10 protein-coding genes are annotated in these 12,391 nt (G+C 67.2%); 5 read left to right on the forward strand and 5 right to left on the reverse strand.

Annotated features, from left to right (window positions below):
* The first annotated feature begins 4 nt into the window (after nt 1-4).
* The 5 genes from nuoL to EPL04_RS15185 all read left to right on the forward strand — a co-directional run bounded on the left by nuoL (nt 5) and on the right by EPL04_RS15185 (nt 6,961).
* Nucleotides 5-2,041: an NADH-quinone oxidoreductase subunit L gene (nuoL, locus tag EPL04_RS15170; RefSeq protein WP_134672038.1), complete on the forward strand. Its 2,037-nt coding sequence runs from the start codon at nt 5-7 to the stop codon at nt 2,039-2,041.
* The gene (locus EPL04_RS15175) at nt 2,042-3,571 is read left to right on the forward strand and encodes a complex I subunit 4 family protein (protein ID WP_134672039.1); all 1,530 of its coding nucleotides are present in this window, start codon (nt 2,042-2,044) and stop codon (nt 3,569-3,571) included. It abuts the gene before it with no gap.
* Entirely contained in the window at nt 3,572-5,065 is a 1,494-nt protein-coding gene (locus EPL04_RS15180) for an NADH-quinone oxidoreductase subunit N (RefSeq protein WP_134672040.1), read from the forward strand.
* A 137-nt stretch (nt 5,066-5,202) separates the two neighbouring features.
* Nucleotides 5,203-5,376 carry a hypothetical protein gene (locus tag EPL04_RS18855; protein ID WP_167599492.1) on the forward strand — a complete coding sequence of 58 codons (174 nt, stop codon included), beginning with the start codon at nt 5,203-5,205 and terminating at the stop codon, nt 5,374-5,376.
* Between the two features lie 97 nt (nt 5,377-5,473).
* Nucleotides 5,474-6,961 (forward strand): DHH family phosphoesterase, encoded by a 1,488-nt coding sequence (locus EPL04_RS15185; RefSeq protein ID WP_134672041.1) that lies wholly within the window; start codon nt 5,474-5,476, stop codon nt 6,959-6,961.
* 21 nt (nt 6,962-6,982) lie between these two features.
* On the opposite strand, the gene acs is transcribed toward EPL04_RS15185, so the two are convergent.
* The 5 genes from acs to EPL04_RS15210 form a co-directional block, all read right to left on the reverse strand.
* Nucleotides 6,983-8,974, reverse strand: coding sequence for an acetate--CoA ligase (gene acs / locus EPL04_RS15190; protein ID WP_134672042.1), 1,992 nt, complete (start codon nt 8,972-8,974; stop codon nt 6,983-6,985).
* A 115-nt stretch (nt 8,975-9,089) separates the two neighbouring features.
* Nucleotides 9,090-9,308: a hypothetical protein gene (locus EPL04_RS15195; RefSeq protein ID WP_134672043.1), complete on the reverse strand. Its 219-nt coding sequence runs from the start codon at nt 9,306-9,308 to the stop codon at nt 9,090-9,092.
* A 41-nt stretch (nt 9,309-9,349) separates the two neighbouring features.
* Nucleotides 9,350-11,050 (reverse strand): acyl-CoA mutase large subunit family protein, encoded by a 1,701-nt coding sequence (locus tag EPL04_RS15200; RefSeq protein WP_134672044.1) that lies wholly within the window; start codon nt 11,048-11,050, stop codon nt 9,350-9,352.
* Nucleotides 11,051-11,135: 85 nt separating this feature from the next.
* Nucleotides 11,136-11,963 carry a CBS domain-containing ParB/RepB/Spo0J family partition protein gene (locus tag EPL04_RS15205; protein ID WP_134672045.1) on the reverse strand — a complete coding sequence of 276 codons (828 nt, stop codon included), beginning with the start codon at nt 11,961-11,963 and terminating at the stop codon, nt 11,136-11,138.
* Nucleotides 11,964-12,028: 65 nt separating this feature from the next.
* On the reverse strand, nt 12,029-12,301 hold the full coding sequence (locus EPL04_RS15210; RefSeq protein WP_245154592.1) for a DUF7520 family protein: 273 nt from the start codon (nt 12,299-12,301) through the stop codon (nt 12,029-12,031).
* Nucleotides 12,302-12,391: the final 90 nt, after the last annotated feature.

Here is a 12,391-nt window from a genome sequence, read left to right on the forward strand (position 1 = left end):
AACGATGGCAGCACTCCCCTTCGAACTGGCTCCGGTCATCGCGGCCCTGCCGTTCGTCTCGTTTTTGATCGCACTGCTCGCCGGCGCGTTCGCCCCGCGGCTCCTGCCGAAGGGCGGCGCGATCCCCGGCATCGCCGCCACCGCCGGCTCGCTGTTGCTGTCTGCGTGGGCGGCCCTGGCGGTCTGGAACAGCTCCGAGGGCGTCTACCACGAGTCGATAACGTGGGTCGCGGGCGTGGGCGACGCGGCCTTCGACCTGCACTTTGGCATCCTGCTGGACCCGCTCTCGACGATGATGCTCGTCATCGTCTCGCTGGTCGCCGTGCTGGTCCACGTCTTCAGCCTCGGCTACATGAACGACGAGGGCGAGACCGGCCTGCCGCGGTACTACGCCGGCCTCGGCCTGTTCACCGCGAGCATGCTCTCGTTCGTGTTCGCGTCGAACCTGCTGATGGCGTTCATGTTCTTCGAGCTGGTCGGGCTCTGCTCGTGGCTCCTGATCGGGTTCCACTTCCGCGAGCCCGGTCCGCCGAGCGCGGCAAAGAAGGCGTTTCTCGTCACGCGGTTCGGGGATTACTTCTTCCTCGTCGGCGTCGTCGGCGTCTTCGCGACGTTCGGGACGACGGCGTTCGCGGGCAGCGAGTCGTTCCCGCACCTTGCCGAGCAGGTGCTCGCCGGTGAGGCGAGCGCGACCACGTTCCTCGGCCTCGACCCCCAGGCGTGGTTCGCCGTTCTCGGATTGCTCGTGCTGGGCGGGGTCGTCGGCAAGTCCGCCCAGTACCCGCTTCACACCTGGCTTCCCGACGCGATGGAGGGTCCGACTCCGGTCTCGGCGCTGATCCACGCGGCCACGATGGTCGCGGCCGGCGTCTACCTCGTCGCGCGGATGTACGGCTTCTACGCCCTGCTTCCGCAGGTGCTCGCGTTCATCGCGTTCGTCGGCGGCTTCACCGCGCTGTTTGCCGCCTCGATGGGCGTCGTCAAGAAGGAGCTCAAGCAGGTGCTCGCGTACTCGACCATCTCCCAGTACGGGTACATGATGCTCGGGCTGGGCGCTGGCGGCTACGTCGCCGCGACCTTCCACCTGATGACCCACGCCTTCTTCAAGGCGCTGCTGTTCCTCGGCGCCGGCTCGGTCATCATCGCCATGCACCACAACGAGAACATGTGGGACATGGGCGGGCTCAAAGAGAAGATGCCCGTGACCTACTACGCGTTCCTCTCGGGATCGCTCGCGCTCGCGGGCATCGTGCCGTTCTCGGGCTTCTGGTCGAAAGACGAGGTCCTCTACGAGGCGCTCGTCCACGGCCTCGACAGCCCGCTGTTGCTCGGCGCGTACGCCATGGGGCTCCTCGCGGTGTTTTTCACCGGGTTCTACACCTTCCGGATGGTCGCGCTGACCTTCCACGGTGACCCCCGGACCGACACCGCCCGGGACCCCCACGGCGTCGGCTGGAACGTGAAGCTCCCGCTCGTCGTGCTGGGGACCCTCGCCGCGGTCGCCGGGCTGGTCAACATGGTGCCGGTCGCCGAACTGACCGGCGCTCATCTGGAGTTCCTCCACGACTGGCTCGACGCCGGTCCGGAGGCGCTGACCGCCCACCACTACGGCGACCTGCTTCCCTACTCGTCGGGGACGATCGGGACCGAGCTGACGACCGTGCTCCTCAGCGCAGGCGTCTCGCTCGGACTGGCGCTCGCAGGCGCCGGCCTCGCGTGGAAGCTCTACGCGGTGGCCGACCCCGACGAGCACACCGACAAGCTCGGGAGCGCCAAGACGGTGCTGTTCAACAACTACTATCAGGACGAGTATCAGGTCTGGATCGCGACCGGCCTCACTCTGCCGCTCGCGCGGGCCGCCGACAAGTTCGACCAGGGCGTCATCGACGGCGTGGTCAACGGCGTCTCCAGCGTGAGCCTGCTGAGCGGGAGCCGGGTCAAGCGGATCCAGAGCGGCGTGGTCACGAACTACGCCTTCCTGCTGACGGCGAGTCTCGTCGTCTTGCTCGTCGCGATCGGACTCATCGGAGGTTGGTTCTGAATGTGGATCGAAGCACTCATCGCGGTGACGCTGGCCAGCGCGGGCGCGGTCTTCCTCTCGCCCAACAAGGTCGCGGGGAAGCTCGCGTTCGTGCTCAGCCTGCTCCCGGTCGGCGGGAGCCTCTGGATGTACAGCACGTACGAGGCCAGCGGGAACGCGCTCCTTGAAGGGAGCACCCTGGCCTTCGAGACGAACGCCGATTGGATCGTCGCCGGCCCGTACAGCCTGAACTGGCACGTCGGGCTCGACGGCATCAGCATGCCGCTGATCGCGCTCACCACGGTGCTCACGTCGCTGGCGCTGCTGGCGTCGTGGACGCCGATCGACGAGCGCCAGAGCCAGTTCTACGGCCTGATGCTGTTCCTGGAAGCGAGCCTGCTCGGCGTCTTCTCGGCGCTCGACTTTTTCGTCTGGTTCGTCTTCTGGGAGATGGTGCTCGTCCCGATGTACGTCCTCATCGGCGTCTGGGGCGGCCCCCGTCGGAAGTACGCGGCCATCAAGATGTTCGTGTACACGAACATCGCGAGCCTCGCGCTGTTCATCGGCTTCACGGCGCTGGTGTTCGGCTTGGGCGATGCGGTCAACACCTTCGACATGGCCGCGGTCGCACAAGCGCTCCGGGCCGGCGAGCTCGGCGCGCTCGGTCCGATCGGCGCCGGGACCCTGAAGCTGGTGGCGTTTGTCGCCATGTTCGTCGGCTTCGCGGTCAAGGTGCCGGTCGTCCCGTTCCATACGTGGCTCCCGGACGCCCACGTCGAAGCCCCGACCCCGGTCTCGATCATGCTGGCCGGCGTCCTGCTGAAGATGGGCACCTACGCGTTGCTCCGGTTCAACTTCACGATGCTGCCGGACATCGCCCAGCAGAACGCTCAGCTCATCGCGCTGTTCGCGGTGATCAGCGTGATCTACGGCGCGATGCTCGCGCTGGCCCAGACCGACCTCAAGCGCATCGTGGCGTACTCTTCGGTTTCCTCGATGGGGTACGTCATCCTCGGACTGGTCGCCTACACCGTCTACGGGATGGGCGGTGCGACCTTCCAGATGGTCGCACACGGCCTCATCTCGGGGCTGATGTTCATGGCGGTCGGCGTCATCTACAACACGACTCACACCCGGATGGTCTCGGATATGTCCGGGCTCGCGAGCAAGATGCCCATCACCGTCGCGGTGTTCGTCGCGGGGGCGTTCGGTTACATGGGCCTGCCGCTGATGGCCGGGTTCGCGGCCGAACTGTTCATCTTCCTCGGCGCGTTCGGCGCGTTCGAGGGGTCGGTACTGTTCACCGCGGCCGCGATGTTCGGCATCGTCATCGTCGCGGGCTACCTGCTGTTGGCGATGCAGCGCACCCTGTTTGGACCGTTCGAGATCGAGACCGACTACGAGGTCAGCCCGGCGGCGTTCCACGACGTGGCGCCGCTCGTGGTGCTCATCCTGCTCGTTGTCTTGCTCGGCGTCGATCCGAACATCTTCTTCGAGATGATCCAGAACGCGGTCGATCCGCTCGCCCCGGCCGCGGGAGGTGGTGTATAGATGGTGTACCAGCTCCCGCCGTGGGCGGCGCTCGCACCGACGCTACTGTTCGTGGCGGTGGCGCTCGTGCTGTTCGTGATCGACAGCATCAACCCCGACACCGAGAACCGCCTCCTGCTCGCGGCCACCGCGACCGCCGGGTCGCTGGCGGCCGCCGGCGTCTCGGTGTGGTACCTGCTCGCCGGCACGGGCGAGGCACCGATCCGGCTGTTCCAGAACACGCTCGTCGTCGACACGATGAGCCTGTTCTTCGCGTTCGTGTTCGCCAGCGTCACCGCGCTCGTGGTCGTGGCGAGCTACGACTACATGCGCGATCACTCCTATCAGGCCGAGTACTACGCGCTCGTCGCGCTGGCCGCCTCGGGGATGACCCTGATGCCCGCCGCCAACAGCCTCGCGGTGGTGTTCATCAGCCTCGAACTCTCCAGCCTGCCGTCCTACGCGCTCGTCGCGATCCTCAAGCGTAACCGCGGGAGCGTCGAGGCGGGGCTGAAGTACTTCCTGATCGGCGCGCTGTCGTCGTCGATCCTGGCGTACGGCATCAGCCTCGTCTACGCGGTCAGCGGTTCGCTGTTGCTCCCGCAGGTCGCCGAGGCCGCGAGCGTCGAGGGGCTGACCGGCGTGCTCGGCATCGGCGTGTTGATGGTGCTGGGCGGGTTCGCGTTCAAGACCGCGAGCGTCCCGTTCCACTTCTGGGCGCCCGAGGCCTACGAGGGCGCGCCCGCGCCCGTCTCGGCGTTCCTCTCCTCGGCGTCGAAGGCCGCCGGCTTCGCGGTCGCGTTCCGCGTGTTCACGGTGGCGTTCCCCGTCGAGACGTACGTCCAGACCGCGGCCGCGAGCATCGACTGGGTGCTGGCGGTCCAGATTCTGGCGGTCGTCACCATGACGCTTGGCAACTTCGCCGCCGCGACCCAGGACACGGTAAAGCGGATGCTCGCGTACTCGTCGGTCGGCCACGCCGGCTACGCCCTCATTGGGCTGGCCGCGCTGACCGGCGGTAACGACCAGTTCGTGCTGGGTGCGAGCATGGCCCACCTGCTGGTCTACGGCTTCATGAACACCGGCGCGTTCCTGTTCATCGCGCTGGCAGAGTACTGGTCGGTCGGTCGCACGTTCGAGGACTACAACGGTCTCGCCACCCGGGCGCCGTTCGCGTGCGCCGCGATGACCGTGTTCATGTTCAGCCTCGCCGGCCTCCCGCCGTTCGGCGGGTTCGCGAGCAAGTACCTGCTGTTCGCCGGCGCGGTCGGCGCGGGCTTCTGGTGGCTCGCGGCGGTCGGCGCGATCAACAGCGCGCTGTCGCTGTACTACTACTCGCGGGTCGTCAAGGCGATGTGGATCGAGGAGCCGTCCTCGGAGTTCGCCATCGAGTCGAAGCCGGTCGGACTCTACGCCGCCATCGCGGCGGCCGCGGTCGCGACCGTCCTGCTCCTGCCGGGCTTCGCCCCGGTCTGGGAGTACGCCCAGAGCGCCGCCGCGGCGCTCGTGGCGTGACGACGACCGCCGCGTAACACGCGATCCGGTCGGTCTTTCCATTTTCGCGTTCGTCGAGGCGGAGTCCCCGATTCGGTCGGGCGCCGGATACCGTTAGACGGAAGACACTTACCGCGGCCGCCGGTAGGTTCGGCGGAATGGTACACTGCCCGGAATGCGACGGAGAGATAGCGGAGGAATCGGACGTCGAATTTCTCGACCTCGACGCGAAGATGGCCGGCCTCTTCCGGTCGTCCAAGCGCTTCTACGTCGTCGCGTGCAACGACTGTGGCGCCGCAATCGGTAGCGGCGTCGCCGGCGGCGGCGGGTAGTCCTGACAACGGGCCCGACCGCGAGTCACACGGCCGGCGGGCGGGTCGTCGCGTAGACGGTAGACTTTAGGCCGAGCAAGCGAAATCGCGGGCTACAATGGTCTCCCGGCTCGTCCTGGGCTGTGGCACCGTCGGCCAGACCCTCGTCGACGCGTTAGCCGGCATGTCGGGCGAGCTGTTGGTCGTCGACGACAGCGAGAACAGGGTCGAGACCCTCCGCGACGACAAGGTGTCTGCGAACTGCGAGGACCCCACCGACTCGGCGGCGGTCCTCGAGGCGGTCGACGCCCCCGAGATGGTGGTGATCGCCGACGAGGATCCGGTCGCCAACCGCGAGGCCGCCTCGCTCGCGGCCGACTACTTCCCCGACGCCTACCTCGTGGTGTACGTCGGCCGGGACGCCGCCGAGCGCGACCGAGCGGCGATGGCGGCGGTCGCGGATCGGCTCGTCGATCCGACCGACGCGCTGGCAGCGCGGGTGCTGTCGGTGTCGCTGGGCGAGAGCGCCGACCGCACCGCGAATCTCCAGCGGACCCTCCGGGGCATCGACGGGACGCTCGGAGTGTTCATGCACGACAACCCCGACCCGGACGCCATCGCCAGCGCGGTCGCGCTCGGGCGGATCGCGGCGGCGCTCGGCGTCGACGCGGAGCTCTGTTATTTCGGAGAGATCTCCCACCAGGAGAACCGGGCGTTCGTCAATCTCCTCGAGATCGACCTCCGGGACCTCGACCCCGAGGACTTCGACCGCTCGGAGTTCGGGGGGATCGCGCTGGTCGACCACTCCAGACCGGGGGTCAACGATCAGCTTCCGGCCGACACCCCCGTCGACATCGTCGTCGACCACCACCCGCCGAAAGAGCCGGTCGAGGCGACGTTCGTCGACCTGCGGCGCAACGTGGGCGCGACCTCGACCCTGCTCGCCGAGCACGTCCAGCGGTTGGGGATCGAACTCACCGAGGACGTCGCGACGGGACTGCTGTACGGTATCCGAGTCGACACCAAGGACTTCGCCCGCGAGGTCTCGATCGCGGACTTCGAGGCCGCTTCCTTCCTGTTGCCCCACGCCGACACCGGCGTCCTCGACCGCGTCGAGAGCCCCTCGGTCAGCGCCGACACCTTCGAGACGATCGCCCGAGCCATTCGAAATCGATGCATCGAGGGCACCGTGCTCGCGAGTTGCGTCGGGTCGCTCTCCGATCGGGACGCGCTGGCCCAAGCCGCCGACCGACTGCTCGACATGGAACAGGTGACGACCACCCTCGTCTACGGCTTTATGGACGGGACGGTGTTCGTCTCCGCGCGCTCGCGGGGGACCGACGTCGATCTCGGCGAGACGGTGCGGGCGGCGTTCGGCCAGATCGGGAGCGCCGGCGGTCACGCCGACATGGCGGGCGCCCAGATCCCGCTGGGACTGCTCGGGGAAGTCGAAGACGAAGAAGAGTCGTCGCTGACCGAGGTGGTCAGCGAGGTGATCACCGACCGCTTTTTCGAGACGGTGCGTTCGATCCCCGAAGACGACGGGGAGTACGCCCGCGAGGGCGAGATGCGGTTCGACACCCCGGTCGCCGAACCCGAGGACTGAGCCGGCCCGGCGCCCGAGCGATCAGTCGCCGCCGACCTTCGTCTGGATGTCCTCGACGACGTCGGGGTTGCGTAGCGTCGAGGTGTTGCCGAGTTCCTCGCCGTTCGCGATGTCTTCGAGCAGTCGGCGCATGATCTTGCCCGATCGAGTCTTCGGCAGTTCGGGCGTGAACACGACCTGTTCGGGGCGGGCGATCGGACCGATCGCGTCCTCGACGCCCTCGACGATCCGCGAGCGCATCTCCTCGTCGCCCTCGTAGCCGTCCTCGGTGATCACGTACGCGTAGACGGCCTCGCCTTTGATCTCGTGGTCGCCCCCGACGACCGCGGCCTCGGCGACGCCCTCGACGCCGACGATCGCCGACTCGATCTCCATCGTCCCCAGCCGGTGGCCCGAGACGTTGAGCACGTCGTCGACCCGGCCCAGTACCGTGATGTAGCCGTCGTCGTCGATCTTCGCGCCGTCCTCTGGGAAGTACACCCAGTCGTCGGGGTCCTCGGAGTCGGTGTCCGAGTACTCCGCCCAGTACTCGTCGACGTAGCGCTCGTCGTTGTCGTAGAGGGTGCGGAGCATGCCGGGCCAGGGCTTGTTGACGGTGAGATAGCCCGCGCGGCCCGCCTCGACCTCCTCGCCCTCGGTGTCGACGATCCGGACGTCGACGCCCGGGAGCGGCGGGCCCGCGCTTCCGGGCTTCATCGTTTTGACGCCGGGCAGCGTGGTCACCATCATGCCGCCGGTCTCGGTCTGCCACCACGTATCGACGATGGGACACGACTCGTCGCCGATGTGCTTGTAGTACCACTTCCACGCCCGCGGGTTGATGGGTTCGCCCACCGTCCCGAGCAAGCGCAACGACGAGAGATCGTGGTCGTCGGGGTACTCGGTGCCCCACTTCATGAACGCCCGGATGGCGGTGGGCGCGGTGTACAGCTGGGTCGCCTCGTACTCCTCGACGATCTCCCAGAGGCGGTCGCGCTCGGGGTAGTCCGGGGTGCCCTCGTACATCATCGTCGTCGTCCCCAGCGCGAGCGGGCCGTAGACGATGTACGAGTGGCCGGTGATCCAGCCGATGTCCGCCGAGCAAAAGTACGTGTCCTCGGGCTTGATGTCCAGTACGGCCTGGGAGGTCCAGGCGGCCCAGGACAGGTAGCCGCCGGTCGTGTGCTTGACGCCCTTTGGCTTGCCCGTCGTGCCCGAGGTGTACATCAAGAACAGCATGTCTTCGGCGTCGCGGGCGACCGGTTCGACCGTCGCGCCCTCGTGGTCGGCGACGAGGTCCCGATAGTAGCGTTCGCCGTCAGCCAGCTCGTGGCCGTGGTCGTCCTCGCCCAGTCGGTCGACCACCACGACGTCCGACACCTCGTGGCCGACGTCGGCGAGCCCCTCGCGGGTCTTCTCGTGGTGGTCGAGGGGGTCGCCCCGCCGGTAGTAGCCGTTTGCGGTGACCAGATACTCCGAGTCGGCGCTCTCCATCCGGGTCGCGAGCGCTTCGGCGGAGAACCCCGCGAACACGACGCTGTGGGGCGCGCCGATGCGAGCGCACGCCAGCATCGCGATCGGGAGCTCGGGGATCATCGGCATGTACATCGTCACGACGTCGTCCTCGCCGACCCCGAGGTCGCGAAGCGCGGCCGCGAACTCGTTGACCTCCCGGTGAAGCTCCTCGTAGGTGTAGGTGCGGTCGTCCTCGTCGGTGGGCTCGCCGACCCACTCGATCGCGGGCTCGTCGCCGCGCTCCTCGAGGTGCCGGTCCAGACAGTTCGCGGAGGCGTTCAGCTCCCCGCCGGTGAACCACTCGTAGAACGGCGGGTTCGAGTCGTCGAGTACCGTATCGTACTCCTCGTCCCAGTCGAGGAGGTCGGCGGCCCGCTCCCAGCACTCGGGCCAGTTCTGTTCGAACTCCTCGTAGATCGACTCGTCGGCGACGTTCGCCTGCTCGACGAACTCGGCCGGCGGCTCGAACGCGTCCTGTTCTGCCAGTCGCGCTTCGAGTTCCACGGTATCGTCAGACATAGGGTCGTCCTAAACCTCTCTAAGGAGAGTAATAAAGCTTGCCGAGAAGTGCCACACTGTCGGAGGGGGCCGCCTTCGAGCCGCCGGTCGCGGGAAACGGGCGGTTGCGCGTCGCTCAGTTGAGCGCGTCCACTTCCTCGGTGAGGTCTTCGGGGCCGTCGACCGGCCCCCTGACGAACAGCCCGTGCCCGATCAGCGCCGCGGCGAGCAGGCCTGCGAGGGTGATCGCGGTCGGCAGCGCCAGCGCGGTCAGGTAGCCGACTGCGGCGCCGCCGGCCATCGTCGCGATGATGGCGACGAGCACGAGATCGTAGTACTGGACGGTGTAGCTCACACCGAGACTGTGATCGCCGCCTCGGAAAACCGTTTGGACTGTCAGGCCACGTTGACGGTCTCCTGATAGCTCCCGTACTCGGCCTCGAACACCTGCATGATCTCGCCCATCGTGGCGTAGGCCTTCACGGCGTCGACGATCGACGGCATCACGTTGCGATCGTCGTCGATCGCGTCCTGCAGGTCGGCCAGCGCCGCCTCGACCGCCTCGTCGTCGCGTTCGTCTTTGACCGCGGCCAGCCGTTCGCGCTGGCGCTGTTGGACCGTCTCGTCGACCTTGAGGATGTCCGGCCGGGTGTCCTCGTCGATCTCGTACTTGTTGACCCCGACGACCGTCTCCTCGCCGTCCTCGACGCGTTCTTGGTACTCGTAGGAGGCGTCCTGTATCTCGCGGTGGAAGTACCCCTGCTCGATGCCCGCGAGCACGCCGTCCCGGACCGACCCGTCGCCCATCTCTTTGATCTCCTCGATGTACGCCATCGCCTTCTCCTCGACCTCGTCGGTCAGGCTCTCGACCGCGAACGACCCGCCGAGCGGGTCGACCATGTCGGCGGCGCCCGACTCCTCGGCGATTATCTGCTGGGTCCGGAGCGCGACCCGGACCGCCTTCTCGGACGGGAGCGCCAGCGCCTCGTCGAAGCTGTTGGTGTGGAGGCTCTGGGTGCCGCCCAGCACCCCGGCGAGCGCCTGAATCGTCACTCGCACGACGTTGTTGAGCGGCTGTTGGGCGGTCAGGCTCTGGCCGGCGGTCTGGGTGTGGAACTTGAGTTGTTTGCTCGCCTCGGCCTCGGCGCCGTACCACTCGCCCATCACGGTCGCGTAGATCCGCCGGGCGGCCCGGAACTTCGCGACCTCCTCGAAGATGGCGTTGTGGGAGTTGAAGAAAAAGGACAGTTGGGGCGCGAACTCGTCGACGTCGAGCCCGCGGTCCAGACAGTCCTCGACGTACGCGAACCCGTCGGCGAGCGTGAACGCGAGCTCCTGGACCGCGGTCGAGCCCGCCTCCCGGATGTGATAGCCCGAGATGGAGATCGGCTTGATATTGGGAGTCTCCTCGACCGCGAACTCGACGGTGTCGGTCACGATGTCAAGCGAGGGCTCGGGGGGAATCACCCACTCTTTCTGGGCGATGAACTCCTTGAGCATGTCGTTTTGCATGGTGCCCCGGAGCTCCTCGCGGGGGATCCCCTGCTGGTCGGCAAGCGCGATGTACATCGCGTAGATCACGGGCGCCGAGGGGTTGATCGTAAAGGAGGTCGAGACCTCCGAGAGGTCGATGCCGTCGAACAGAATCTCCATGTCCCGGAGGGTGTCGACCGCGACGCCCTCCTTGCCGACCTCCCCGTCCGAGAGGGGGTCGTCGGAGTCTTTGCCCATCAGGCTCGGCATGTCGAACGCCGTCGAGAGGCCGGTCTGGCCCTCGTCGATCAGGTAGTGGAACCGCTCGTTGGTCTCCTCGGCGGTGCCGAACCCCGCGAACTGTCGCATCGTCCACGTCCGGCCCCGATACATCGTCGGGTACGGCCCCCGGGTGTAGGGCTCCTCGCCGGGAAAGCCCAGATCCTCTTCGTAGTCGAGGTCGGCGACGTCGTCGGGCGTGTACAGCCGGTCGACTTCGAGGTTCGAGACGGTCGCGAACCGGTCTTTGCGCTCGCCGTACGCGTCGAGGACCGGACCGAGGGTCTCGTCTTCCCACTCGTCCTTCGCGTCGCGTATCTCCGCGAGGTCGTCCTCGTCGTACATACGTCAACATTTGCCCGAGGGCTAATTAATATGAGTGGGTCGTTGCGGTCCGTCGGCGTCGCGGAACACAGCCGGTGGCCGGCCGCTACTGGAGGCGCTTGGTCGTCTCGACCAGCGGGTGGCGGGCGTAGTCGACCACCTTCACGTCGTCGATCGTTTCGAGACCCTCCTTCTCGGCGGTCTTCTCCATCCCGAGCTCGACCACCTCGTCGACCACGATCACGTACGCGTCCATCTCCTCGATGTCAAGGCGGTCGGCCGCCAGCGCCCGGTGGTGGCCGTCGGCCAACAGGAAATCGGTTCCCTCGCGCGTCGCGTGTTCGATGACGACCAGCGGCTCGGCGAGCCCGCGTTCGAGCTCGTAGGACCGACCTTCGAGCTCGTCGGCGTACACCTTCCCCTGCGTGGGAGTGAGTTCGTCGAGCGGGATCTCGCGGCGGGTCTGTTCGACCTCGGTGTCGTGGATCGATTCGAGGGTCCGCATCAGCTTTCCGACCTTCTCGGGGGTCGCGCGCTCGATCTGCGAGCGGATCACGTCGGTGTTCGAGATGATCCCGACGAGGTTGCCCGCGTCGTCGACCACCGGGAGCTTCTGGATGCCCGACCGGAGGATCACTCTGGCGGCGTCGTTGACGTCCATGTCGGGGTGGGCGACGATGAGCTCCTGGCTCATCACCTTGAAGATCGGCTCCTGTGGGTCGGCCAGCAGCATGTCGCGGGCGGTGATGAACCCCTCGACGCGCCGTCCGTCACACACCGGAAAGCCGTTGTGCTCGTTGCTCTCGGCGATGCGACGGGATACCTCCTCGACGCTGTCGTCGGGCGTGACCGTCGCCACGTCGCGGGTCATGTAGTCTTTGACCTTCGGTTTGCTCCCGGAGAGGCCGCCGTCTGCCACTGCCGACACGTCCATACCGCAACGTTGTGCCGGCCGGTGAAAAGGTTATCCCGAGCGGTTCGCCGGCCGGGGCGGGCCTCTCAGCTCTGTTCGCCGGCCCGTTCGGCGTCGACCCGTCGCGAGACGTACGCGACCAGCCCCAGCAGGACTCCGAGTATCAGACCGATGGTGGTCGCGCCGTAGACCGCCAGCCCGAGCGGCGTGGGCTGGATGTCGATCAGTCCGAACAGCGCGACCGGGGTGAGGTCGTCGGGTCCGAACGCGCCGAGTATCGCGCCGACGACGCCGGTGATCCCGACGATGACGGCGTAGAGCGCGACCACGATCGACCGCCCGCGGAGCGTCCCAGTCACGGCCGAACGTCGGGCGGGCGGAAGGATTAGCCTTTTCATCCGGTCGGCGCGTAGCACGAACGTGACCGAAAAAGACCTCCTCGCCCTGCT

It is taken from the genome of Halorussus marinus (genome assembly GCF_004521895.1).
In the GTDB taxonomy this organism is placed as follows: domain Archaea; phylum Halobacteriota; class Halobacteria; order Halobacteriales; family Haladaptataceae; genus Halorussus; species Halorussus marinus.